The sequence below is a fragment of the Reyranella sp. CPCC 100927 genome (assembly GCF_007859315.1).
Lineage (GTDB): Bacteria > Pseudomonadota > Alphaproteobacteria > Reyranellales > Reyranellaceae > Vineibacter.
Genome location: NZ_VOHA01000005.1, coordinates 444,376 through 467,538 on the forward strand (window position 1 = coordinate 444,376; position 23,163 = coordinate 467,538).

The following is a 23,163-nucleotide window of genomic DNA, read 5'->3' on the forward strand; positions in this document are numbered from 1 at the left end:
TCCCATGACAGCGTTGAAGGTCCTCATTCTCGGCGGCACCACGGAAGCCGCAGCCCTTGCGGACCTGCTGGCTGGTGATGTCCGCTTCGATACGACGTTGTCGCTCGCCGGCCGGACGCAGACGCCGCGGCGGTTTCCGATCCCGACGCGGGTCGGCGGCTTCGGCGGTGCCGACGGACTGGCAGTCCATCTGCGCGAGCAACAGATCGACGTGGTCGTCGATGCAACGCACCCGTTCGCAGCCGTCATCAGTCAAAACGCGCTCATCGCCGCGCAATCCGCTTGCGTGCCCCCGCTCGCGATCCGTCGGCCGCCCTGGCTCCCCACGGCGGATGATCGATGGACCTGCGTTGCGACCATGCCCGACGCCGTCGCCGCCCTGGGGGTTAACGCCAGCAACGTCCTCCTGACCATCGGTCGCCAGGATCTGGTGCCTTTTCTCGAGGCGCCACAGCATTGCTATGTCATTCGCTCGGTCGACCCGCCGGCGATGGCATCCCTGCCACCACGGGCGAAGATCATCCTGGCCCGAGGCCCCTTCGATGCAGACAGCGAGCGGCGTCTGCTTCAGGAACACGCCATCGACATTCTGGTGACGAAGAATGCCGGCGGGACGGCGACCGTGGCCAAGTTGACGGCAGCCCGTCAGCTGCGCCTTCCGGTGATCATGGTCGAGCGTCCGGCGAAGCCCGACGTTCCGGCTGTCACCACGGCGTCCGACGCAATCCGGCAATTGGAGCGCCTTCATGCGCAATCCTCCGGTACGCCACGGGGGCTGTAGAGCCAGTCGGCGCCATGGGGACGCGCGATCCGTCGTATATGACGCGATCCGATGATCACGAGGGTGCGCATGTCGGCGCGATTCCCCTCGGCAACACTGAGGTCGACAACGTCGATGTGTTCGTCGGCGCGTCCGACGGCTGTTGCAAACATCACGGGCGTCGTGTCCGGCAACCGAAGGCGCAAGGCATCGAAGGCAGCATCGAGTTGCCAGGGTCGGGCTTTCGATGCCGGATTGTAGAGGGCGATGACGAAACCGGCGGTCGCGGCGGCTTCCAGCCGCCGCAGCACCAACGTCCACGGCTTGAGATTGTCAGACAGGGATATGGCGCAGAAATCGTGGCCCAGCGGGGCACCGATACGCGCTGCCGCGGCCATCATCGCGGTGATGCCGGGAATGATCTGGATATCAATGGCGCGCCAGTGTTGGGGGCCCATTTCGACGGCTTCGAAGACCGCGGCCGCCATGGCGAATACGCCGGGATCACCCGAGGACACCACGGCGACGCGCGCGCCGTCGGCCGCCAACGTCAAGGCGTGACGAGCCCGATCGAGTTCCTCACGGTTGTCGCTGGCGTGGCGGCGCTGATGAGCCGAGGGCGCAACACGATCGAGGTAGGTCTGGTAGCCAACCAGATCCGTGGCGTCCGCCAGGGCATCGGCAGCCTGCGGTGTGACCTGAGTGGCAGCACCGGGGCCCAGCCCCACGACTCGCAGGCATCCTCTCATGGCGAGCGCCGCGCTGCCGGCAGCAAGACCAGCGAGAAGTACGGCACTTCCGCTTCCTCGACGTGCGCGAACGGCACAACACGTTCCTGCGTCGTGGTCCCACGCTCGATATAGACAGCCGCGTCCAGCCGCCCCAGGCGACTCAATACCGAGCGCAGCTTGCCGATGTGGCGTCCGATTTTCATCACGACAGCCGCATCGGTCGCCGCGAGCAAGGCCTGAAGGCGTTCCGCGTCGAGGGTTGCCGGCACGACGGTGAGCGCATCGACATCCCTGGTCATGGGTAGTCCCGCCCGCGACCAGCAACCGCTCATGCCCGTCACGCCGGGCACGACCTCGGTGGGATATCGACCATGGAGCCTGTCGAAGAGGTACATGAACGAGCCGTACAGAAAGGGATCGCCCTCGCAGAGCACGGCGACGTTGCGGCCGGCGGCGAGATGCGTGCCGATCCGGAACGCCGCACCGTCATAGAAATGCGCCATGGCGAGGCCGTAGGTGGCGCTGTCCTTGGCGATCTCCGTTGTGTAGGGAAATTCCAGACGGATTTCGTCGGTTCCAGCGCGGATGGCACCCTGCGCCGTGACACGTGCGTTGCCTTCACGATCGCGGCGCGCGAAGAAGGCGATCACCGGTGCCGCTTCGATCAGCCGGGCGGCCTTCAGCGTCATGAGTTCGGGATCGCCGGGCCCCAGGCCGATCCCGTAGAGCGTACCGACCTGGCTCACAGGGCCTCGCTTGCCAGAGCATTGACCGCAGCGGCGGCCATGGCGCTGCCGCCGCGGCGGCCTCGCACGATCAGGAACGGCACGCGAGCGTCGAGCGCCAGGGCTTCCTTCGATTCGGCCGCGCCGACGAAGCCGACCGGCACACCGATGATGGCCGCCGGCCGAGGTCCCCCGGCATCGAGCCGTTCGAGCAACCGGAACAGGGCGGTCGGCGCAATGCCGATGGCAACCAGAGCGCCTGACAGGCGACCATCCCACAGATCCACGGCCGCGGCGGATCGCGTGTTGCCGATCCGCTTGGCGATCTGCGGCACCTGCGGGTCACCAAGCGTGCAGACGACCGCATTGTCCGCCGGCAGCCGTGCCCGCGTGATGCCGTTGGCCACCATCTGGGAATCGCAGAGCACGGGCGCACCTGCCTGCAAGGCTGCCTGACCGGCCTCGGCGAAGGTCGGCGACATGATGACATCCGGGGCGATGTCGACCATGCCGCAGGCATGGATGAGGCGCAAAACCACCCGTTCTTCCGCCGCAGAAAATCGCAAAAGATCCGCTTCGCGCCGGATGGCGGCGAACGACCGCCGGTAGATGTCGGCAGGATCGCGTTGATAGTCGCGTTCACCGGTCATGGGCATAACTCATGCATGATGGCGTTTCAGGTAATCGACGGCAGCGGTCACATCGAGACCGGTCACGACCGGTGCATCGACAGTGCTGCCGGCTTCAATCAGTGCGTAGCGGCCGCCATGACCAACGAACGTCACGTCGGCAGGTGTCGAACTGGCGCAGCCCTTGGTACAGCCGGAGACATGGACGCGACCGCCATGGATCGACAACACCGCCGCGAGCACCACGGCATCGTGGCGAGCTGGCACGGTGGCAGCAGCGCACGCCGGGGCGCCGGCGCATGCCGTGACGCGCTGGCGAGGATCGTGCGCATCCTTAACGAAGCCGCGGTCGCTGGCGAATGCCGATACCGCCGCGACCTGGTGATCGGGCACACCACGCAGGTGCAGACTGCGCCACGGGCCGATGGTAAGTGACAGCGAGCCGATGCGTTGCATGAGATCGGCCAATCCCACCAGCATGTCGGCATCCATGGCACCGAACGGCGCCAGCAGTCCGAATGTGCCACGGCCATTCCCATACCCCAGCGAGCCCAGAGATTGGCCAGCCGACGACACCACGGGAGACGCATCCGCCGTCGGGCGCAAATCCGCTGCGGTCCAGAGAGCCGCTTCGTCCCGTTCGGCGATATGGCGCAGACGCCGCTCGCCCTGGTGCCGGAAGAGCGCGACGCAAGCTCGGGCAAGCCGAAGAGCCACTGCAACGGCGTCTTGCGCTGTACCGTGCAGAGCCCGGCGGCAGCCCGCACCCCGCACGGCCCATGCCCCTTGCACAGGCCAGAGCTGAACATCCGCCGCAGTCTCGTGCAAAGGCAGGAGGCCGCCAGCATCGACGGCGAAACCGAACTTAGCTGGCAGCGATCGCAGATCGGGCGCTTCGTTCACGGCCTCCTCGAGGGCACGCGCCACAGCCAGGCAATCCGGTGCTGCCTGTGGATCGTCGCCAGCCAGTGGCGCGACCAGAATGTTGCGGATCCGCTCGACCGCGGGCTCGGCAGCAGCGAGGCCCAGATCGATCATCTCGTCAGCGAACGACGCCGTCGATGCTGACGAGAAACCGCGCAGTTGCAGGTTCCCGCGCGCGGTGGCCTCGATCAGACCATTGCCGTACCGACGTGCGCCGTGAGCAAGCGCCGTCAAGCCCACCGGCGTGAGACCACCGATGGGCGGCTTGATCCGCACAAGCCATCCATCGCCGCTCTGCATGGGATGCAGAAGATCAGGGCAGGCGCCGCGCACGGCGCGGGGATTCAGGGTTGCCATGGCGGCAGGTCAGCGGCGACGGCATTGCGTCGTGGGCGCCACAGGCCACGATGCAGCGCCTCGGCGAAGCGGCGCTGCATGCCGGCCCGGGCGTCCGGGTTGTTGGCCTGCAGGAAGGCATCCACATCCGGATCGCCCAGCGTCGCGTCGTAGACGACGTCGAACTGACGATCGAACCGCGCCGACAGGGTCGCGGCACACGCAAACAGCCCGTCAACCGATCGGGCGATGTCCGCGGCACCGCGATAGCCGTGGCGCATCATGCCTGCCAACCAGCGCGGGTTGGCAAGACGGCCACGCGTCACGCGGACAATCTCCTCCGCCAGCACGCGCGCGCGCGGCAAACCGGGCCGGCTGGTGTCGAGATGATACTGCGCTGGCGCCGCGCCGAGCCCTTCGGCCGCCGCCGCGAGGCCGCCGTGATGCGCGGCGGCTTCGCTGCCCTCCAGCAGGTCGATTTCCGCGTGGTCCTGCATGTGCACCAACACGTCGACAGTGGCCAGGCGGGCGGACAGGCCGGCGGAGTCCGCCGCGCCGTCCAGGTCCAGGCCAAAGGTGCCCGACGACGCCAGCAGGTGAGCCGTGCCCAACTGCGCGCGCTCCTGCCATAAACCTGTGTCGAGCAGCGCCGTCAGCGATGAGCCGTAGGTTCCTGCCGGTGCACCATAAATCCGCGTCGTCGCTTGCCGAAAAGCTGCGCCCTCCAAACCACCCACCGCGGCCGCCAGAGGATTGAAAGCCGGCGCCTCCGGCAGACGCGCGACCAGGCGGACCGCCTGGTCGAAGAGCGCAATCAGTTGCGGGAAGGCGTCGCGGAACAATCCGGAAATGCGTAACGTGACGTCGATTCGCGGCCGTTCCATCATCGGCGCCGGCACCACGTCGATACCACTCACGCGCCCGGATCCCGAATCCCAGACCGGGTTCACGCCCATCAGGACGAAGGCAAGCGCCAGGTCTTCCCCGCCGGTGCGCATGGCGGTGCTGCCCCAGAGATCGATCATCACCGAGCGCGGCCAAGCGCCCTGCTCCTGCAGATGACGACGCAGCAGCTCATCCGCTGCGCGACGCGCCAGGACCAGGGCCGATCGTGTCGGCAACGCGCGCGGATCGACCGAGTAGAGATTGCGGCCTGTCGGCAGCACATCGGCACGACCGCGTGTCGGCGCGCCAGCGGGACCGGGTGGCACGAACCGGCCATCGAGGGCATTCAGCAGTGCCCGACGTTCCGCAACCGGCGATGCATCCAGCATGGCGGCGGCGCTTTCACCGGCCAGGGCGTTCACCATCGCACCTCGGCGCTCAGCCGGCATGGCCTCGCCGAAGACATGCAGACCGTCGCGGATTTGCATGTCCTTCACGTCGCACAGGAAGGCATCGAGACGAGCCAGGGCATCTTCTTCCGGCATGGCGCGAGAAGCGCCACTTTCGGCCAACAGTCCGACCTCTTCAGCACGATCCAGGATCTCACGCCGCAGCAATCCGGTACGCCGCCGATCGAGCCCATCGGCCGCGGCATACTCGTCGATCAACTGTTCCAGTTCCTTGGCTGATCCGTGGACGCCCGCGGTGCTCAAAGGCGGCGTCAGGTGACCAATGGTGACAGCACCCACCCGCCGCTTGGCCTGCGCTGCCTCGCCCGGGTTGTTGACGATGAAGGGATAGATGACGGGCACACCGTCGATCAGTGCCGCCGGGTGACACGAGTCGGACAACGCCACGGCCTTGCCGGGCAACCACTCCAACGTGCCGTGAGTGCCCAGGTGAACGATCGCGTCAACCGCTGCATGCCGGCGCAGCCACACATAGAACGCGACATACGCGTGGCACGGCGGCACATCGGGATTGTGATAGGCCGCTTTTCGATCACGCCCGTCGCCGCGATCCGGCTGTATGGCCACGATGATGCGTCCGAACGACAGGACCGGTAGCCGGAACATGCTGCCCACGCAGGATGCATCCGACTCCGGCGTCCCCCAGGCAGCGGCGATCGCGTCTTGGATTTCGGTGGGCAGCTCAGCCAGCAAGCCCCGATAGTCATCCAACGACAGGATGGCGTTCTTGGTTACGGATCGCAGCGCATCCACCAGATGCCGGCCGGTCGGCAGGGTCGCTCCCGTGTCGTAACCCGCCTCGCTCAACAGCCGCAGAATGGCGGCGGTACTCTCGGGCGCATCGAGGCCCACCGCATGCGCGATCTGGCCCGGTGCGTTGGGATAGTCCGACAGCACGATGGCGACGCGCCGTTGCGAGGGCGCCGTCACGGCGAGCCGGGCCCACCCCGCCGCGCGTGCCGCCGCCAGGCGAACACCACCGTCGTCCGGTACGTGCGTGAGGGCGCGGAATTGCAGGTCCGGGTGATCCGCCGTTTCCTGTTTGAACGAGACGACGCCTGCCAGGACACGGCCATCCAGCTCGGGCAGCACCACCTGCATGGCGAGATCGGCCTGCGACAGGCCGCGGGACGATTGCTGCCACGCCTCGCGCGTCGATCCCGACAGTACGACCTGCAGCACCGGCACGTCCGCTGCATCGAGTGGCGATACGTCCTGGTCCGTGCACGCCGAGAAGCCCGTCGCATTGATGACAACGCGCGCGCGGGCTTGCCGCAGTGTATGGGCGACCCAATGTGCGCAGACCGGATCCTTGAGGCTGCTGGCATAGAGCGTCAGCACACCCAGGTGTGCCTGCTCCAGGGCATCGGCAAGCGCATGGATGGGTGCCGTGTCTCCCGCCATCAGGTGAGCGCGATAGAATACGACAACGGCGAGCGGCCGGTCGGCGTGCGCGCGACACGCAGCGGCGAAAACGCCGTGCATGGGCAATGGCTCGGCATCCCGCTCTTCACAGGAACCACGCCCGGCCAGGAACGCCATCAGGCGCAGTGCATATGCCAGGTTCTCGGGCCCGCCATGATGAAAGCAACCATGCAAGCGCGCCTGGATCGGTGCAGGGACGGTCGACAGCTCGGCCAACCGCACGTCATCGCGTCCGTCGCCGGGGAGGATCGCCAAAGGGATGTCGTGCTGTCGGCAGGCTGCGGCGACCTGCTCAATGCCATAGCGCCAATATTCGATACCGCCCAGCAGCCGGACGACGACAACCCGGGCCGGCACGATCATGCGCTCGACATACAGGTCGACCGATAGCGGATGACGTAGCTGCGCCAGGTTGGCGAGGCGAAGCGATAGCAGGTCGTCGCGGGCCGATTGCCATGCCCCGGCGACAGCCAACAGGTCGCTATCGGAGAATGACAGCAACACCATGTCGGCGGGCTTCTGGTCCAGATCAACGGCAGCCTGGTCATCATCCAGGCTGCGGCTATGGCGGACCAGGATATGCATCGTCTATCCGCGCAGCGCGTTCTCGATGCGCGCCCGGTCGAGGCCGGTCTGTCCGATCACCACGAGCGTGCTGACACGCGGCTCGCCCGTCTCCCAGGGCCGGTCGAAGTGGTGCCGAAAGCGCGCGCCGACACCCTGCAGCACCAACCGCATGGGCTTGTCCGCCACGGCGACGAACCCCTTGATCCGCAGAATCGCATGCGCTTCGGCAACATCGCGCAGGCGCTTCACCAGCGCCTCGGGTGAGGTAACCTCGCCGAGGACCACGGCGAAGCTCTCGAAATCATCGTGTTCGTGCTCGCCGCCCTCGGCGTCATGGTGGGACGGCCGCGCGGCCAAGTCGTCTTCGGCCGCCGCGCTCAACCCCAGCAGCACCGCGGGATCAACCCTGCCCTCACGCGCCCGCAGAACCTTCACCGGTCTCGGTACAAGGCCGCCGATCGTATCGGCGAGGCCTGCGGCCGTCTCGTCGTCGACGAGATCGAGCTTGTTGAGGACGACGAGGTCGGCCGCCATGAGCTGGTCTTCGTAGACCTCCGACAGCGGGTTGTCGTGGTCGAGCGACGGATCGGCGGCGCGTTGCCGGGCGACGGCTTCGGGATCGTCGGCGAAGCGACCTTCGGCCACGGCGGCGCTGTCGACGACAGCAATGACACCGTCCACCGTCACGCGTGAGCGCACCGCGGGCCAGTCGAACGCCTTGATCAGCGGCTTGGGCAGCGCCAGGCCGGAGGTTTCGATCAAGATGTGCTCGGGTGGCTGCGGGCGGCGCAGCAGCGCTTCCATGGTCGGCAGAAAGTCGTCCGCCACCGTGCAGCAGATACATCCGTTGGCCAGCTCGATGATGCTTCCCTCATCGCAGCCTTCGATGCCGCAGCTCTGCAGCAGTGCGCCATCGATCCCGACAGCACCGAATTCATTGACGATCACCGCGATCCGCCGGCCACGGGCATTCTCGAGCACGTGACGCAGCAGTGTCGTCTTGCCCGCCCCGAGAAAGCCCGTGACGATCGTGGCGGGAATCTTGCTGGCGATAACGGTGGCAGTGGCGCTCACGGAACGCGCTCCTGTGTACTCATCAGGTGGAGAGGAAACCGCACGACGATGGCGGTGCGTAGCGACGCTGGGCGCGCGTCGCGGCCGACGAACCCGGTGTCGGACTTCGCGTACGCATCCGCGTACGTCACGATGTCCGCCGCGTTGTCGGGATGCAGCCCACCCAGCAGGTAGGCCCACTTGCCGGCGCCGGCGATCAATACCGTGCAGCCACGTTCACAGTTGCCGAAGCACGTCACGGGAGTCGGCTGCAAAGATGCGGTCTGCCCCAGGGCCGCCAGGCGATCACAGAGCACGCGTCCGGGCGGCGGTGATTCCGGATCGACCGGCGTCCCCGCCCGGCACGCGATACAGACCAGCAACTGTGGCGGTTTGCGCTCGGCCATGACTCCCGTGCACCGTCAAACGGTACCTGGGGTGCGGAGATTGCCCATTGTCATGGGCCGATGGCACCAGCGCGAGCACCATCGCTGCCGCCGGCGCACCCCGCTCCGGAGCCAGAAAAAACACGGTGACGGCAGGTCTCCTGGCTCGCGGATCTATCGCCGTCCCGCCGCCTTCCCGGGCGTACCCAGTGGCATATCGACGAGTGGCTTTCCGCTTACAGTTGCGGGGGCAGCTGCGGCATAGGGCGTCAACCCGCACCGCATTCCCTGTTCGCCTTCTTGCGAAGGACCGTCGCAGGGTGAGTAACCCCCGCTACGGTGCAAGTCAACATCGTCCGCAGCACACCGCTTGACAGCCGCGCGATTGTGCAGGACTGAACGCGCCCATTGCGACACGGAACGGATCGGTGCGAAGCCATGGATCTCGACGATGCCAACGATGTAGCGCAGCACCGCTTCAAGATGGCCAAGCGCAAGGCCGTGCAGGATGCCAAGGTTGCCGGCAAGACCGTGGCGAAAGGCCTGCTGATCGTCCACACCGGTCCGGGCAAGGGCAAATCGACAGCCGCCTTCGGGCTGGTGTTGCGCATGATCGCGCAAGATCGCCGCAGCGCCGTCGTTCAGTTCATCAAGGGTGGCTGGGACACCGGCGAGCGTCGCGTTCTGCAGCAGTTCGGTGATCTCGTGGCCTGGCACACGATGGGTGAAGGCTTCACATGGGAGACGCAGGATCGCGCCCGCGACATCGCCGCCTGCCAGCGTGCCTGGGCCGAGGCTCAGCGCCTGATGGCGGATCCCGCGCTCGCGTTGCTGGTCCTCGACGAACTCAACATCGCTTTGCGCTATGACTACCTGCCCTTGGATGATGTTATCGCGACGCTGAGCAGCCGCCGCCCGGATCTGCATGTCGTCGTTACCGGCCGCAATGCGAAGCCCGATCTCATTCAGATTGCCGATCTCGTGACTGAAATGACTCTCGTCAAGCATCACTTCCAGGCCGGCGTAAAGGCACAACCCGGCATCGAATACTGATGCCAGCACGGGCGATCATGCTGCAGGGCACCGGCTCGAACGTCGGCAAATCATTGCTGGTGGCCGGGTTGGCCCGCGCCTGTCTGCGCCGCAACCTCGTGGTACGACCGTTCAAGCCTCAGAATATGTCCAACAATGCCGCCGTAACCACCGACGGCGGTGAGATCGGCCGCGCCCAGGCTCTGCAGGCGCTGGCCGCCGGCGTCGCGCCGTCGGTTCACATGAACCCGATACTGCTGAAACCCGAGGCTGAACGGGGATCGCAGGTCGTCGTGCAGGGGCGTGTCCATGCGCGTACCACGGCACGCGCATACCAGGCGCTGAAACCGAGCCTGATGCCGCGGGTCCTTGAGAGCTTCCACCGCCTCGGTGACGGTGCCGACATCGTCCTGGTCGAGGGCGCGGGCAGCGCCAGCGAGATCAATCTCCGCACCCACGATATCGCCAACATGGGCTTTGCCCGCGCTGCCGATGTGCCGGTCATCGTCGTCGGCGACATCGACCGCGGCGGTGTCATTGCCAGCCTGGTGGGAACGCAGGCCGTATTGCCACCGCAGGACGCGGCCATGATCGTCGGCTTCATCGTCAACCGCATGCGCGGCGATCCATCCCTCTTCAGCGCCGGCATGGACGCCATCGCGCAGCGAACGGGCTGGCCGGCATTGGGCCTGGTGCCGTGGTTCGAAGCCGCCGAGCGGCTGCCGGCGGAAGACTCGCAGGACCTGGTCGCGCGTCGGCACCAGCCGCAGGGCGACGGACGTGTCGTCATCGCCGTCCCCCTTCTGCCGCGCATCGCCAATTTCGATGACCTGGATCCCCTGGCCGCCGAGCCTGGCATCGACATGGTCTGCGTGCGCCCCGGGCAGGCACTGCCGGGCACTGCCGACCTGATCATTCTCCCCGGCTCGAAAGCGACGATGGCCGATCTCGCCGCGTTGCGTGACGCTGGGTGGGATATCGACATCAAGGCGCACCGGCGACGCGGCGGTCGCGTTCTTGGCCTCTGCGGCGGCTATCAGATGCTCGGGGGCCGCATTGCCGATCCTGACGGCGTGGAAGGCACGCCCGGCAGCGTCGCCGGCCTCGGACTGCTCGACGTCGAAACCACCCTGACGGCAGACAAGCGCCTGCTCCATGTCACCGGAGAAACCATGGCGGATGGCGTGTCGTTTCGCGGGTACGAAATGCACATGGGCCGCACGACGGGCGTGGATACCGCACGCCCCTTTGTCCGGCTGATGGATGGCAGAACCGATGGTGCCACCTCTGCGGACGGGCTCGTGGCCGGCACCTACACGCACGGGTTTTTCGCCGACGATCGCCAGCGCTCGGCCTGGCTCGTGCGTCTGGGAACAGCACCGTCGACCCGCAACCACGGCCTCGAAATCGAGGCCACTCTCGATCGCCTGGCCACACATCTGGAAACGCATGTCGACGTCGACCGGCTGCTTCACCTGGCACGATGAGCCAACCGATGACCATCACCTCATCCTACGCGGCGAACGCCCTGCACGGCGGCCGCATACAGGCCGCGCGGCGCGCGTTTCCGTCCGCGCCGGAACCGTTCGTTGATCTGTCGACCGGTATCAATCCCGTCCCCTACCCGCTGCCCTCCATTCCGATCGACGCCTTCGCCCGTCTGCCGGAACCCGAATCGCTGGACACCCTTCTGGCTGCGGCGGCACAGGCCTACGACGTTGCGTCGACCGACATGGTGGTCGCCGCGCCGGGCACGCAGATTCTGATCAATCTGCTGCCGCTCCTGTTTCGTGCGACCACTGTCGCCGTCCTGTCGCCGACCTACAACGAGCACGCAGCGTGCTGGCGTGCCGGGGGCGCCCAGGTACACGAGGCCAGCGACCTCGCCGACATTGGCCGGGCCGAGATCGTCGTGCTCTGTAACCCGAACAACCCGGATGGCCGCCGCTACGATCGCGGTGCCGTGCAGGGCTTGCTGGCGCACCAGGCGGCGCATGATGGCTGGGTCGTGATTGACGAAGCCTTTGCCGACCTGGAGGACGCCGCGCTGGGCGCCGCGTCCCTGCTGCCGCATCCGCGGCTCCTGATCCTGCGTTCGTTCGGCAAGACCTACGGCCTTGCCGGAGTCCGGTTGGGTTTCCTCCTCGCTGCTGCCGCCCATGCCGAACGGGTCCGCCAGGCGTTAGGGCCCTGGGCCGTATCAGGTCCTGCCATCACCGTCGGCGCGGCTGCATTACAGGACTCCGCGTGGCGCGCACGGACCCGACGGCATCTGGCCGACAGCACATCCCGCCTGGATGCGCTTCTGACCCAGGCTGGCTTGCGCATCATCGGCGGCACGCATCTGTTCAGGCTGGCGGAGCACCCTGACGCACCGGCCCTTTATCGCGCGCTGGGCCAGGCCGGGATTCTGGTGCGCCCGTTTTCGGACCATCCATCGTGGCTGCGCTTCGGCCTGCCTGGACACCCCACCGCATGGGACCGGTTGGCGGATGTGCTCAAAGCGATCTCCGAACGATGAGCTGGAACAGTCAACTGCCGGCAGCCGCCGGTCATGAATGGCCTGAACTGATGCCGGGCTGGGTGTGGCTCGCCGGCGCCGGGCCGGGCGACCCGGGTCTGGTGACGCTGCACACCTGGTCAGCACTGCAACAGGCAGATGTCATTGTCCACGATGCACTGGTCGATACCCGCATTCTCCAGTGGGCCCGAGGCGATGCGTCCATTGAGTTCGTGGGCAAACGCGCCGGGCAGCCGTCGCCGACGCAGGCCACGGTGTCGCAACTGTTGGTCCGCCTTGCCCGCGAGAACCGCCGTGTGTTGCGGCTCAAGGGCGGTGATCCTTTCGTCTTCGGCCGCGGCGGCGAGGAAGCTCAGGATTTGCTGCGCGCCGGTGTCCCGTTTCGGGTGCTGCCGGGTGTGACGGCCGGCATCGCCGGTCTGGCCTATGCCGGCATCGCGGTAACCCATCGCGACACCAATCATGCCGTGACGTTCCTGACAGGCCACGACCGGTCCGGCGACGTGCCGACCGGCATCGACTGGCCGGCGGTGGCACGCAGTTCACCCGTGATCGTGCTTTACATGGCGCTGCGGCATCTGCGGGAGATCCGCCAGCACCTGATCGCCGCCGGACGGCCCAGCGATGAGCCGGTCTCCATCATCTGCCGTGCCACCTTGGCGGACCAGCGCATCATCGAGACGACGTTGGGAAGCATGGGTGACGCCAGCATCCACGACGCGACCATGGCTCCAGCGGTCGTTTGCGTCGGTGAAGTCGTACGCCTGCCATCGATGCCGGAGTGGACGCCTGTGTCATGAAGAAGATTCTGATCATCGGAATCGGCGCTGGAGATCCGGAGCATCTCACGGTTCAGGCCATCAGTGCGCTCAATCGTACCAACGTCTTTTTCGTCATGGACAAAGGCCCGGCCAAGGCGGCGTTGGCGTCGTATCGGCACGAGATCTGCCGGCGCTACATCACCAATGACACTTACCGCATCGTCGAAGTCGCCAGCCTGGAGCGCGACAGCGATCCGACGGACTACCACGGCTGCGTCGAGGACTTGAATGAGCGTAAGAAAGCCGTTTTCACGGATCTGATCGCACGCGAGGTTGCCGACGGCGAATGCGGTGCGTTCCTCGTCTGGGGCGACCCCTCCCTCTACGACAGCACCCTTCGCATCGTCGAAGCGATCGCGAGCGATGGCCATCATCCGTTCGACTACGAAGTCATTCCCGGTATCACCAGCCTCCAGGCACTGGCGGCCAAATCCCGCACGACGCTCAACCGCATCGGCCAATCCGTCACGATCACCACAGGCCGCCGCCTGTCGCAGGGTTGGCCGGCGGACGCCGACAGCGTCGCGGTCATGCTCGACGCCGGCGATACGTACAAGCAGTTTGCTGGCCAGAACGTGCAGATCTATTGGGGCGCCTATATCGGCATGCCGAACGAGATACGCGTTGCAGGCAAGCTCGCGGACGTGGCGTCGGATATCGAAAGACGTCGGTCGGATGCCCGTCGCGCGAACGGATGGATCATGGACTGCTACCTGATGCGCAAGGATGATGCCGAGCGCTGAGGTGGCGCCATCTTTCGACCGGGACCGTCAGAAGACGGGGATCTGGGAGCCTTTGAATGTCTCGAGGATGAACTGGCGTACCACATCGGTGTGGTACGCTGCGACCAGCTTCCTGAAGACGGGCTTGTCCTTGTCGACGGTCCGGACGGCAATCACATTGCCATAGGGATTGTCCTTCGCTGCCTCGATCGCAATCGAGTCCTTGCCCGGCCACAGATCGGCCTGCAGCGCATAGTTGGTGTTGATCACCGCGGCGTTGAGATCGTCGAGGCTGCGCGGGAGTTGCGCCGCATCCAGTTCCTTGATCCTCAGGCTCTTGGGATTCTCGGTGATATCGAGAACCGTCGGCAGGATGCCCACACCCGCCTTGAGCTTGATGAGATTCTGAGCCTGCAGCAGCAACAGCGCCCGACCGCCATTGGACGGATCGTTCGGAATGCCGATGGTCGCTCCTTTCGGCAGATCATTCACCGTCTTGATTTTTCGTGAGTACAAACCGATCGGGGCAACGATCGTGTCCGCGATCGCGGTGATCTTGTACCCCTTCGACTTGATCTGGCTATCCAGGAAGGGCTTATGTTGAAAGGCATTCGCGTCCAGATCGCCGGCGTCCAGGGCCGCGTTAGGCAGCAGGTAGTCGTTGAAGACGACGACCTGGACATCAAGGCCGTCCTTGCCGGCCACCTCGCCGACCTTGCGCCAGATGAGTTCGCCATCGCCGCCGGATATGCCCACCTTCAATTTGTCGCGGGCGGCGGCCGGCACAGCCAGAACAACTAAGCTTGCGGCGAGAAGAACAAGAAGCTTTTTCATGACGCGGTGCTTTCCGATCAAGATCGGCCGCACCGTAGAGAACGGCACTGGGCAGACAATCAATGAAATCTAACGGCAACGATAAGCACGGCGCGAAATGGCGTCGTACGTCGTCGTGCCCCAGCCGCTCGTGGTCGCCGCAGTTCTCAGGCTGTGCGACCCGCCAGCTGGGTCAAACCCAACGCCACGGACAGAAAATCCGAGCCGGTGGCTAAACGAGCGGACGGTGCCGCACGAGCGATCGCCGAGCGCACGGCGGGCATGCGGCTTGATCCGCCGGTGAGAAAGATCGTGTCGATGGTATCACCGCTCAAGCCTGCTGCCGAGATGCAGTCGCTTGCCGTGCGATAGAGCCGATCGGTCTTCGCGGCGATGGCGCGTTCGAAACCGGCCCGCTTCGTCGAAGCGACAAGGCCATCCTCGAGGAAGGCCAGCGACACCTCTGCGCGATCCACGCCGCTGAGCGCGATCTTGGCTTCCTCGGCGGCGAACGCCAGACGATGGCCCAGTCGTTCGCGGATCACTTTCAGGAAGCGCCCGACTTTCTCGGGCTCGCGCGCATCCAGGGCGAGTTCGGCGAGATCGCGCTCGTTCTTGTACGTGTACGCAAAGTTGATCGTCGACCAGGTCGCAAGCTCATAATAGAGCGCATTGGGCATCGGCAGGTTCTTTTTGACCAGTTGCGTGCCGAAGCCCAGCAGCGGCATTACCGCCGCGAGGCTGAGGGCAGTATCGAAGTCCGTGCCGCCGACACGGGCACCGGCGGTCGCCAGGACGTCATCGGTACGGTCGGTGCGGTCGCGACGCTGCGGCCCGATCCGCACGATGGAGAAGTCGCTCGTGCCGCCGCCGATATCGGCGATCAGCACCAGTTCCTCCCGCGACACCGTTTGCTCGTAGTGATGGGCGGCGGCGATCGGCTCATAGACGAACCGCACGTTGCGGAACCCCACGCGCCTGGCGACGGCTTCCAGCACGTCCTGCGCGCGCGCATCCGCCTGGCTGTCGCCATCGACAAACCGCACCGGCCGGCCATGCACGATGGACGTGATCTCCCGTCCTGCGACGGCTTCCGCCTTCTGTTTCAAGTGCCGAACGAAGAGTTCGACGACTGTCGTCAGCGGCACCTTGCGACTGCCCAGGCTGGTCTCTTCATCGATCAACGGGGAGCCGAGGATCGACTTCAGTGCCCGCATCAGCCGACCTTCGGTCTGACCGACATAGGCGGAGATGGCGTCGGTGCCGAACAGGACCTGGCCATTCGTTTCGTAGTCGAAGAACACCGCGCTCGGTATCAGGGTCTTGTCGTCTTCGAGCGGCACGAGTGTCACGACATCGTCGCGCTTGATGCCGATGGCCGAGTTTGACGTTCCGAAATCCAATCCGCAGGCGATCATGCGTATCCCCTCCATGCGCGAAGGGGATCTCATCTATTGCAATGTGCGTGGCGTTGCCAGTCTATTTCTTTTGGCTTAAGCTATCGCTGGATACCGGGATGTCCGACGTCATCCCTATCGTCAGCCGTCCTACCGTCATTACGGGCAGACGACATCCCCGATGATGCCTTCGATGATGAGAGCCGCGCCGCCAGCTGGTGGGAACACGGCGAGCAGCACGCCTTTGATGAGCGTCCACATCCCGCGTAGCAGCCCGCCAATGAGACTCGGCCGCCGGCTGGTTATCTGGCCCTGCATCTTGTTCACGGCATCCTGCCACCGATCCACGAATGGCGCGAAATCGCCATAGGTCGAGCCATCAACCGCGATGACCTTCGGGCCGTCGATGATCATCAGAAACGGTCCAGGGCCATTGAAACTCCCGCTGCTGAGTCGGATCTCGCCCATGAGCCGCGCCGCCCGCGCGAAATCGTAACTGTCGGTCAGGTAAGTACAGTCATCCGGACGAACCGCATCACCGGGCGCCACTCGGACGGGCCAGCGCGTCAGGATCACGTTCGGTGCGAGAGGCGATTGCGTCAAAGCAGCCTGCGCCGTCTGTAGCCTGACGAACTCGCGGCAAAAAGCTGCATCACGCGCCGGGTTTCCCGATTTCAGGAGCACGACCGACGTTGGCATCTGGCCGAGATACGTATCCGGGCCAGCGACTTGTCGTACGAACGTCGGGTTGGTTCGTTGTCCCAGAGCCGGAGACGGTGCAGTTGGTTCCGCGCATCCAAGGAGCGCCAACAAAGCTGCAATGACGAGTGCTAAACGATGCATCTGCGCCTCCCGCATCCGGTTCTTGAACGATTCAGATCATACTGTCTGCTAATTCCAAGGGAATAGACGAAGAAGAAGCAACATCAGCGATCGAAAGCGATTGACCGGCCACGGAAGCTCGCATAGGTTCCGCGCCCTTTCGACCCAACCGGCGGAACGCCGCCCATGCCCCAGATCCTCGTCGAGGCGCTGGCCAAGACCTATCGCGTCGCTGAACGCGCGCCTGGCCTCGCCGGTGCATTGCGCGGCCTTGTGCGCCGGCGCTGGCGGGAGGTGCATGCGCTGGCTGGTGTTTCGTTCAGCCTTGAAGCTGGCGAACTGCTGGCCTTCATCGGACCCAACGGCGCGGGCAAGTCCACCACCGTGAAGATCCTATCGGGCATCCTGCGGCCCACGCGCGGTCGGGTCGAGGTGGGTGGTCTCATACCCTACGAGGACCGCATACGCCATGTGGCCCGCATCGGCGTGGTGTTCGGCCAGCGCAGCCAGTTGTGGTGGGATCTGCCGGTGCTCGATGGCTTCGACCTGTTGGCTGACATCTATCGCGTGGAGCCCGCCCGCTATCACCGCCGGCGTGACGAACTGGTCGCCATGCTGCGGCTTGAGCCGTTGCTGGACCAGCCGGTGCGCCAGCTCTCCCTGGGCCAGCGCATGCGGGCGGAGTTCGTCGCCGCGCTGCTGCACGATCCCGCGATCCTCTTCCTCGACGAACCGACCATCGGACTCGACGCCCCATCGAAGCTTGCCGTGCGCGCGTTCGTGCGACGGCTCAATCGCGAACAGGGCGTGACCGTGCTGCTCACGACCCACGACATGCACGACGTCGAGGCGTTGGCCGAGCGCGTCATCGTCATCGGCCAGGGCCGCGTGCTCACCGACGGCCCGTTCGAGAGCCTGAGGGCCGGCATTCTTGCCGAACGACGGCTCTACATCGACTTCGCTGGCCCCGCGCCTGCGTTCGAGATGCCGGGTGTCACGGTGCGGGCACGTACCGAACGCTCGCTCGAACTTGCCTTCGATCCGGCGCGTATCCCTACGCCTCAACTGATCGCTGCCATCGCGACTGAACATGCTGTCCAGGATATCCACGTCGACGAGCCCGCCATCGAGGAGGTGATCACGCGCTTCTACGCCCTGCACGATGCACATGAGGCATGACGATGCACTGGGCGCGCCCCTATCTCGCCGCCTTTCGCGCGCGCTTCCAGCTCATGCTGCAATACCGCGTTGCGGCGCTGGCCGGCTTTGCGACGCAGTGCTGGTGGGGCGCGATCCGCATCATGGTCTTTGCCGCCTTCTACGGCACCCACGCTGCGGCGGCGCCAATCAGCCTGGCCGACGCCATCACCTATGTCTGGCTCGGCCAGGCGCTGCTCGCGCTGCTGCCTTGGGTCGCCGATCCGGAGATCGGCCATGCCGTGCGCACCGGCGGCATCGGCTACGACCGGCTGCGGCCGCTCGACGCGTACGGCTACTGGTATGTGCGCACCCTTGGATGGATGCTGGCCCGCACGATGCCGCGTGCGGCCCTGATGGCGCTTGCGGCGATGATCGTCCTGCCGCTCGCAGGCCTTGGCGACTGGGCATGGCAGCCGCCGTCCGGGATCGCGGCTGCGCTGCTGTTCATCCCTGCCTTTGCCCTGATGACGGCACTCAGCGTCGCCGTCGTGATGCTGGCGAACATCATCGTGGCCGCGAGCCTCAATGAACGCGGGGTGAATGCTGTCCTGATGCCGTTGGTGATCGTCTTTTCTGGCTCCCTTCTGCCGCTGAATTTTTTCCCTGATGCCGTGCGGCCCTTCCTGCAGGTGCAGCCGCTGGCCGGCCTCGTCGACATTCCGTTTCGCATCTATTTCGCCGACTTGCAGGGCACCGCGGCGCTGCAGGGACTGGCTCTACAGGCAGGCTGGACCCTGGTGCTGATCGCTCTCGGCCGCCTGGCCATGGATCGGGTGATGCACCGGCTCGAGATGCAAGGCGGATGACCATGAATGCGCTCGCTCTCTATGGCCGCTACGTCGCAACCTCGCTGCGCGCGCAGGCGCAATACCCGGCGGCAACGCTGATGCTGACCGCCGGCCATTGCGCGGCGACGGCAATCGAGATCCTGGGGGTGTTCGCACTGTTCGATCGCTTCGGACCGGTCGGTGGCTGGTCCTTCGGCGAGGTCGCCCTGTTCTATGCGCTGGTGAATATCGCGTTCTCGATCGCCGACCTGCTCGGTCGCGGTTTTGACGTGTTCGGCACCGACTTCGTGCGTACCGGTGCTTTCGATCGTGTGCTGCTGCGACCGCGCGCGGCCGCCCTTCAATTGGCCGGTTACGAGGTGCGGCTGTCACGACTGGGCCGGCTGCTGCAGGCTTTCGCCGTGTTGATCCTCGCGAGCCATCTCGTCCCGATCGACTGGGACATCGCCACGGCTGTGATCGCGGCCTGGGCCGTGGCCGGCGGTGTGGCGCTGTTCGTCGGACTCCTGATCCTGCAGGCAACACTGGCTTTCTGGACCGTCGAGAGCCTGGAGATCGTGAACGTGCTGACGTATGGCGGCGTCCAGGCGGCGCAGTATCCGCTCAACATCTACGCAGCCTGGTTCCGGCATCTGCTGACCTTCGGCGTGCCGCTGGCTTGCGTGGCCTACTATCCGGTGCTCGCCATCCTGAAACGGCCCGATCCGCTCGGCGCCCCGGATTGGTTCCTGCCGCTGGCGCCGCTCGCCGGCTTCGTGTTCCTTGCCGTTTCATTCCTCGCCTGGCGCATCGGCATGGCACGCTATGCGTCCACCGGCAGTTGAGGTCCACAGGTCGGCCAACCGCTCGCCCCTCATCCACACGCATCACCTGACAGGCTCTGCTTCAAAGCGAACGTGTCGCGGGGTGCTTGTACGAGCATCTCGATCGCCGGTACGCTGTCGCCCGTAACGGGTTGATCACATCACCGGAAGGTCGCTATGGATCTGAATCTGCGCGGCAAGCTTGCCCTGGTCACCGGCGCTTCCAAGGGGATTGGCTTGGCCTGCGCCCGGCAACTGGCCGAAGAAGGCTGCCACCTGCATATCGCGTCACGAACAAAGGCGGATCTGGAGCGGGCCAGGGACGCGATCCTGGCGCGACACAATGTTTCCGTGACCATCCACGCCGTCGATCTCAGCAACGGCGACGCTGCACGGTCGCTGGCATCGGCGTGCAGCGACATCGACATCCTGGTGAACAATGCCGGCGCCATTCCTGCCGGCGACCTGCAGGCGGTGGACGAAGCGCGCTGGCGCCAGGCCTGGGATCTCAAGGTGTTCGGCTACGTCAATCTCAGCCGCGCCGTCTATCCTGCCATGAAGGCACGTGGTGGCGGCGTCATCGTCAACGTCCTCGGCACGGCCGGAGAACGGCCGACCTGGGGCTACATCGCCGGCAGCGCCGGCAATGCGTCGCTGATGGCTTTCACCCGCGGCATGGGCGGCAGCAGCCTGGCCGACGGCATCCGTGTCGTCGGCTGCAATCCCGGCCTCATCCGGACCGAGCGCATGGAGACGATGCTGCGCACGACCGCGCGGGAAAAACTGGGAGATCCGGCGCGTTGGCAGGAGTTGATCCCGACCCATCCACCCGCCGGCACGCCCGAGCAGTGCGCCGATCTCGTCACCTTCCTGGCATCCGATCGGGCGTCGCACATCACCGGCACGATCGTCACGATCGACGGCGGGGCGGCTCATTATGCGGGAGTCCTGTAGGCCGTTCGGGCGGGAAGCGCCGCTTCGGGATTCTCTCGATGAAGGACCTGTTTACCACCGACTTCAAGAATGCACCCTATTGGTGGGACGCCGCGCCGCTGACCGAAAGCGCAGGCGGCGTAATGGCCCCCTCGTACGACGCGATCGTCATCGGAGCCGGCTACACCGGCTTACGCGCTGCCTTGACCCTGGCGCGGGCCGGACGAAGCGTCGCGGTGTTCGACAAGGAGCGTCCAGGCTACGGCGCCTCCCGCCGCAACGCCGGATTTCTGGGCCGAACACTGAAAAAATCCTATGTCGACCTGAAGGCGGCCAAGGGCATCGCCTATGCCACCGCCATCTATCGTGACCTGTCGGCGGCCTATGACGGCATCCTGGCCTTCATCGAAGAGGAAGGCATCGACTGCCATGCCGTCCGCTGCGGGCGCCTCATTGCAGCGACATCGGCGGCTCACTATGCCGTGCTGGAGCGCGAATTGGCAGGCATGAAAGCCGACCTCGGACTACCCTACGCCATGGTGCCGCGCGACCGGCTGCGCGAGGAAATGGCCACCGACCTTTATGACGGCGGCGCGGTCATTCCCGATCTCGGATCGCTGCACCCGGGCCTTTATCACCGTGGCCTGATGACAAGGGCGCTGGCAGCCGGAGTCGCGATCTTCGGCAATTGCGCCGTCACCGCGATCGAGCAGGCCAGCCAGGGTGATCGCTTCCGAATCATCACCGCCGCTGGAGCGACGCGCGCACGGGATGTGGTCGTCGCCACCAACGGCTACACGCCGAAGAGCCTGCCCTGGCATGCCCGCCGCGTCATACCTTTTGTCGGCTATATGGCGGCGACCGAGCCGCTGCCGCCGGAACTGCTGGAGAAGCAGCTTCCGCACCGGCGCACGGTGATCGATTCCAACCTCGACATCGATTTTTTCCGGCCCGCCCCCGACTCGCCGCGCCTGCTGTTCGGCGGTGCCACGGCCAACGGCCTTGAGGATCCCGCAACCATCGCCGCCCTCCTGCACGGGCGCCTCGCACGCGCGCTACCAGATCTCGCCGACGTCAAGCTGAGCCACGTCTGGACCGGGCAATGCGCCGGCACGTTCGACATGATGCCGCATATCGGATGCCACGACGGCATCTGGTACGGCATGGGCTACAACTTCGCCGGCGTGCCCATGGGATCGTTCTTCGGGCTGAAGATCGCGCAGAAGATTCTCGGCCTGCCGGCTGGAACCAGCGCCTTCGAGGCTGCGACGTTTCCGACCCTGCCGCTGTATCGCGGCAATCCATGGTTCCTGCCGCTCGCGATGCGCTATTTTGCCTGGAAGGACGCCAAGCTGGCACGAAGCGGCGGGCCTTGATCTTATCCGTGCGCCGCCCTCAGCGCCGGCAGGACGTAGCGCGCAATCCGCTCGAACATCGGCACCTGCTCATCCAGCATGGGATAGTAGAAAGCCACTTCGGAGATGCCCAGCGCGATCACCTGCTCCACCATGCGCCGGCAGGTTTCCTCTGACTCATAGTATTTGATCATGCCGCCGCTTGAGCGAGCGGTCGGGTCGAGCATGAGATAGGACCGCCGCAGGGTGGCCGGATCGCGCCCGATCGCCGCGCACCGCGCGTCGATTGTCGCCACGCGCTGGCGCGTTTCGTCGATCTGAGCCTCGAAGGTCTTGGCGAAGCTGATGCTGTTCCAGATATCGGCATGCCGTGCAGCATGCCCCAGCATGACCGCGCCCATGGCAGCGATCATGATCGGCGGCCGCGGCGACTGGACGGGGCGCGGCCGCAGTGCTGCGGCATCCACCTGATAGAAGCGCCCTTGGAACGATGTCTCCTCGTGCGACAGCAATCGGTCGACGATTTCGACATACTCGCCGAAACGGGCGACCCGTTCCCTTGGCATTCCAATTCTCGATGCCCATCATCCGATACGACGGATCGATCTCCAGTCCAATGCCGAGCCCGACATCGAGCCGGCCGCCGGAAACATGATCGGCCGTGAGTGCCTGCGACGCCAGCAGGGCTGGGTTGCGCAACGGGATCTGGGCGACCAGAGTCGCCAGGCGAATGCGCGTCGTTGCCTGCGCGATGGCGGCAAGCTGCGTCCACAGCTCGAACCACGGCCCCTTCCCACCGGCCCAGTCGACGAGATGATCGGCGAGCCCGACGGAATCGAACCCAAGCGCCTCGACATGCCGGCAACGGCGCAGAAGTTCCGGCCACGACACGTTTGGCAGTACGAGTACGGAAAACCGGAGCTGGCTGGTCATGATTTCCCCCTGTCCTGGTCAGCCGATACTGCCAGATCGGACAAGCTTAGCCGCCTGCCGCGGGGTACAAAACAAAAGCCCGGCGTCTGGGACAGGCGGCCTTTTGTGAATGGTTACCGGACCCCAGATCTA

At 65.5% G+C, this 23,163-nt stretch carries 22 protein-coding genes, 1 pseudogene and 1 riboswitch; of the genes and pseudogenes, 11 read left to right on the forward strand and 12 right to left on the reverse strand.

The genetic code is table 11. The annotated features are described in order from the left end of the window. The first annotated feature begins 4 nt into the window (after positions 1 to 4). A complete protein-coding gene (locus FQU96_RS17545) occupies positions 5 to 781 on the forward strand; it encodes a cobalt-precorrin-6A reductase (protein ID WP_370461373.1) in 777 nt (258 codons plus the stop codon). Here the strand turns inward: FQU96_RS17545 and cobJ are convergent. Genes cobJ through FQU96_RS17580 form a run of 7 tightly spaced genes read right to left on the reverse strand, consistent with a single transcriptional unit; the run spans position 745 to position 8,912 of the window. Beyond that, positions 745 to 1,509: a precorrin-3B C(17)-methyltransferase gene (gene cobJ, locus FQU96_RS17550; protein ID WP_146542583.1), complete on the reverse strand. Its 765-nt coding sequence runs from the start codon at positions 1,507 to 1,509 to the stop codon at positions 745 to 747. The genes FQU96_RS17545 and cobJ overlap by 37 nt on opposite strands. Then, on the reverse strand, positions 1,506 to 2,237 hold the full coding sequence (locus tag FQU96_RS17555; RefSeq protein ID WP_146542584.1) for a precorrin-2 C(20)-methyltransferase: 732 nt from the start codon (positions 2,235 to 2,237) through the stop codon (positions 1,506 to 1,508). The genes cobJ and FQU96_RS17555 overlap by 4 nt, the downstream gene beginning before the upstream one ends. Further along, a complete protein-coding gene (locus FQU96_RS17560; protein ID WP_146542585.1) occupies positions 2,234 to 2,866 on the reverse strand; it encodes a precorrin-8X methylmutase in 633 nt (210 codons plus the stop codon). The genes FQU96_RS17555 and FQU96_RS17560 overlap by 4 nt, the downstream gene beginning before the upstream one ends. Positions 2,867 to 2,875: 9 nt before the next feature. Continuing rightward, the gene (gene cobG / locus FQU96_RS17565) at positions 2,876 to 4,126 is read right to left on the reverse strand and encodes a precorrin-3B synthase (RefSeq protein ID WP_146542586.1); all 1,251 of its coding nucleotides are present in this window, start codon (positions 4,124 to 4,126) and stop codon (positions 2,876 to 2,878) included. Then, positions 4,114 to 7,470: a cobaltochelatase subunit CobN gene (cobN, locus tag FQU96_RS17570; protein WP_146542587.1), complete on the reverse strand. Its 3,357-nt coding sequence runs from the start codon at positions 7,468 to 7,470 to the stop codon at positions 4,114 to 4,116. The genes cobG and cobN overlap by 13 nt, the downstream gene beginning before the upstream one ends. A 3-nt stretch (positions 7,471 to 7,473) precedes the next feature. Then, entirely contained in the window at positions 7,474 to 8,526 is a 1,053-nt protein-coding gene (gene cobW, locus FQU96_RS17575; RefSeq protein ID WP_146542588.1) for a cobalamin biosynthesis protein CobW, read from the reverse strand. Next, positions 8,523 to 8,912: a DUF1636 domain-containing protein gene (locus FQU96_RS17580; protein WP_146542589.1), complete on the reverse strand. Its 390-nt coding sequence runs from the start codon at positions 8,910 to 8,912 to the stop codon at positions 8,523 to 8,525. The genes cobW and FQU96_RS17580 overlap by 4 nt, the downstream gene beginning before the upstream one ends. A 112-nt stretch (positions 8,913 to 9,024) precedes the next feature. Continuing rightward, positions 9,025 to 9,221: riboswitch (cobalamin riboswitch) on the reverse strand. A 108-nt stretch (positions 9,222 to 9,329) separates the two neighbouring features. Between FQU96_RS17580 and cobO the strand changes: the two genes are divergently transcribed. From cobO to cobF, 5 genes are read left to right on the forward strand one after another with little or no spacing between them, the layout of a single operon-like run. Continuing rightward, positions 9,330 to 9,944: a cob(I)yrinic acid a,c-diamide adenosyltransferase gene (cobO, locus tag FQU96_RS17585; protein WP_146542590.1), complete on the forward strand. Its 615-nt coding sequence runs from the start codon at positions 9,330 to 9,332 to the stop codon at positions 9,942 to 9,944. Next, entirely contained in the window at positions 9,944 to 11,410 is a 1,467-nt protein-coding gene (locus FQU96_RS17590) for a cobyric acid synthase (RefSeq protein ID WP_178130561.1), read from the forward strand. The genes cobO and FQU96_RS17590 overlap by 1 nt, the downstream gene beginning before the upstream one ends. An 8-nt stretch (positions 11,411 to 11,418) precedes the next feature. Beyond that, on the forward strand, positions 11,419 to 12,444 hold the full coding sequence (gene cobD / locus FQU96_RS17595; RefSeq protein ID WP_178130562.1) for a threonine-phosphate decarboxylase CobD: 1,026 nt from the start codon (positions 11,419 to 11,421) through the stop codon (positions 12,442 to 12,444). Then, the gene (gene cobA / locus FQU96_RS17600; RefSeq protein WP_146542592.1) at positions 12,441 to 13,244 is read left to right on the forward strand and encodes a uroporphyrinogen-III C-methyltransferase; all 804 of its coding nucleotides are present in this window, start codon (positions 12,441 to 12,443) and stop codon (positions 13,242 to 13,244) included. The genes cobD and cobA overlap by 4 nt, the downstream gene beginning before the upstream one ends. Beyond that, positions 13,241 to 14,008 carry a precorrin-6A synthase (deacetylating) gene (cobF, locus tag FQU96_RS17605; protein ID WP_146542593.1) on the forward strand — a complete coding sequence of 256 codons (768 nt, stop codon included), beginning with the start codon at positions 13,241 to 13,243 and terminating at the stop codon, positions 14,006 to 14,008. The genes cobA and cobF overlap by 4 nt, the downstream gene beginning before the upstream one ends. Before the next feature lie 27 nt (positions 14,009 to 14,035). Here cobF and FQU96_RS17610 read toward each other — a convergent pair whose 3' ends face one another. From FQU96_RS17610 to FQU96_RS17620, 3 genes are all read right to left on the reverse strand, one after another. Continuing rightward, entirely contained in the window at positions 14,036 to 14,821 is a 786-nt protein-coding gene (locus FQU96_RS17610; protein ID WP_146542594.1) for a MetQ/NlpA family ABC transporter substrate-binding protein, read from the reverse strand. Between the two features lie 146 nt (positions 14,822 to 14,967). After that, complete coding sequence (locus tag FQU96_RS17615) at positions 14,968 to 16,218, reverse strand: Hsp70 family protein (RefSeq protein ID WP_146542595.1); 1,251 nt, start codon at positions 16,216 to 16,218, stop codon at positions 14,968 to 14,970. A 138-nt stretch (positions 16,219 to 16,356) separates the two neighbouring features. Continuing rightward, positions 16,357 to 17,040, reverse strand: coding sequence for a hypothetical protein (locus FQU96_RS17620; protein ID WP_146542596.1), 684 nt, complete (start codon positions 17,038 to 17,040; stop codon positions 16,357 to 16,359). Positions 17,041 to 17,205: 165 nt separating this feature from the next. Here FQU96_RS17620 and FQU96_RS17625 point away from each other — a divergent pair, with 165 nt between their 5' ends. From FQU96_RS17625 to FQU96_RS17645, 5 genes are all read left to right on the forward strand, one after another. Then, entirely contained in the window at positions 17,206 to 18,198 is a 993-nt protein-coding gene (locus FQU96_RS17625; protein ID WP_146542597.1) for an ATP-binding cassette domain-containing protein, read from the forward strand. Positions 18,199 to 18,200: 2 nt separating this feature from the next. Next, positions 18,201 to 19,025: an ABC transporter permease gene (locus FQU96_RS17630; protein WP_178130563.1), complete on the forward strand. Its 825-nt coding sequence runs from the start codon at positions 18,201 to 18,203 to the stop codon at positions 19,023 to 19,025. Positions 19,026 to 19,027: 2 nt separating this feature from the next. Further along, complete coding sequence (locus tag FQU96_RS17635) at positions 19,028 to 19,831, forward strand: ABC transporter permease (RefSeq protein WP_146542599.1); 804 nt, start codon at positions 19,028 to 19,030, stop codon at positions 19,829 to 19,831. Positions 19,832 to 19,987: 156 nt separating this feature from the next. After that, the gene (locus FQU96_RS17640) at positions 19,988 to 20,764 is read left to right on the forward strand and encodes a short-chain dehydrogenase/reductase (RefSeq protein ID WP_146542600.1); all 777 of its coding nucleotides are present in this window, start codon (positions 19,988 to 19,990) and stop codon (positions 20,762 to 20,764) included. A 38-nt stretch (positions 20,765 to 20,802) separates the two neighbouring features. Beyond that, positions 20,803 to 22,119 carry an FAD-binding oxidoreductase gene (locus FQU96_RS17645; RefSeq protein ID WP_146542601.1) on the forward strand — a complete coding sequence of 439 codons (1,317 nt, stop codon included), beginning with the start codon at positions 20,803 to 20,805 and terminating at the stop codon, positions 22,117 to 22,119. Positions 22,120 to 22,121: 2 nt separating this feature from the next. On the opposite strand, the gene FQU96_RS17650 is transcribed toward FQU96_RS17645, so the two are convergent. After that, on the reverse strand, positions 22,122 to 22,664 hold the full coding sequence (locus FQU96_RS17650; RefSeq protein ID WP_146542602.1) for an LLM class flavin-dependent oxidoreductase: 543 nt from the start codon (positions 22,662 to 22,664) through the stop codon (positions 22,122 to 22,124). Positions 22,665 to 22,686: 22 nt separating this feature from the next. Further along, positions 22,687 to 23,031, reverse strand: a pseudogene (locus FQU96_RS43150) (LLM class flavin-dependent oxidoreductase); the annotation flags it as partial. Positions 23,032 to 23,163 lie beyond the last annotated feature (132 nt).

What these genes read in the sequence shown, in the direction of transcription:
- cobJ (WP_146542583.1), bottom strand. Translation starts at nt 1,509, where the DNA reads ATGAGAGGATGCCTGCGAGTCGTGGGGCTGGGCCCCGGTGCTGCCACT.
- FQU96_RS17650 (WP_146542602.1), bottom strand. Translation starts at nt 22,664, where the DNA reads ATGCCAAGGGAACGGGTCGCCCGTTTCGGCGAGTATGTCGAAATCGTC.
- FQU96_RS17610 (WP_146542594.1), bottom strand. Translation starts at nt 14,821, where the DNA reads ATGAAAAAGCTTCTTGTTCTTCTCGCCGCAAGCTTAGTTGTTCTGGCT.
- FQU96_RS17630 (WP_178130563.1), top strand. Translation starts at nt 18,201, where the DNA reads ATGCACTGGGCGCGCCCCTATCTCGCCGCCTTTCGCGCGCGCTTCCAG.
- FQU96_RS17640 (WP_146542600.1), top strand. Translation starts at nt 19,988, where the DNA reads ATGGATCTGAATCTGCGCGGCAAGCTTGCCCTGGTCACCGGCGCTTCC.
- cobG (WP_146542586.1), bottom strand. Translation starts at nt 4,126, where the DNA reads ATGGCAACCCTGAATCCCCGCGCCGTGCGCGGCGCCTGCCCTGATCTT.
- FQU96_RS17580 (WP_146542589.1), bottom strand. Translation starts at nt 8,912, where the DNA reads ATGGCCGAGCGCAAACCGCCACAGTTGCTGGTCTGTATCGCGTGCCGG.
- cobN (WP_146542587.1), bottom strand. Translation starts at nt 7,470, where the DNA reads ATGCATATCCTGGTCCGCCATAGCCGCAGCCTGGATGATGACCAGGCT.
- FQU96_RS17635 (WP_146542599.1), top strand. Translation starts at nt 19,028, where the DNA reads ATGAATGCGCTCGCTCTCTATGGCCGCTACGTCGCAACCTCGCTGCGC.
- FQU96_RS17560 (WP_146542585.1), bottom strand. Translation starts at nt 2,866, where the DNA reads ATGACCGGTGAACGCGACTATCAACGCGATCCTGCCGACATCTACCGG.
- cobO (WP_146542590.1), top strand. Translation starts at nt 9,330, where the DNA reads ATGGATCTCGACGATGCCAACGATGTAGCGCAGCACCGCTTCAAGATG.
- FQU96_RS17620 (WP_146542596.1), bottom strand. Translation starts at nt 17,040, where the DNA reads ATGCATCGTTTAGCACTCGTCATTGCAGCTTTGTTGGCGCTCCTTGGA.
- FQU96_RS17590 (WP_178130561.1), top strand. Translation starts at nt 9,944, where the DNA reads ATGCCAGCACGGGCGATCATGCTGCAGGGCACCGGCTCGAACGTCGGC.
- FQU96_RS17645 (WP_146542601.1), top strand. Translation starts at nt 20,803, where the DNA reads ATGAAGGACCTGTTTACCACCGACTTCAAGAATGCACCCTATTGGTGG.
- cobA (WP_146542592.1), top strand. Translation starts at nt 12,441, where the DNA reads ATGAGCTGGAACAGTCAACTGCCGGCAGCCGCCGGTCATGAATGGCCT.
- FQU96_RS17545 (WP_370461373.1), top strand. Translation starts at nt 5, where the DNA reads ATGACAGCGTTGAAGGTCCTCATTCTCGGCGGCACCACGGAAGCCGCA.
- FQU96_RS17625 (WP_146542597.1), top strand. Translation starts at nt 17,206, where the DNA reads ATGCCCCAGATCCTCGTCGAGGCGCTGGCCAAGACCTATCGCGTCGCT.
- FQU96_RS17615 (WP_146542595.1), bottom strand. Translation starts at nt 16,218, where the DNA reads ATGATCGCCTGCGGATTGGATTTCGGAACGTCAAACTCGGCCATCGGC.
- cobF (WP_146542593.1), top strand. Translation starts at nt 13,241, where the DNA reads ATGAAGAAGATTCTGATCATCGGAATCGGCGCTGGAGATCCGGAGCAT.
- cobD (WP_178130562.1), top strand. Translation starts at nt 11,419, where the DNA reads ATGACCATCACCTCATCCTACGCGGCGAACGCCCTGCACGGCGGCCGC.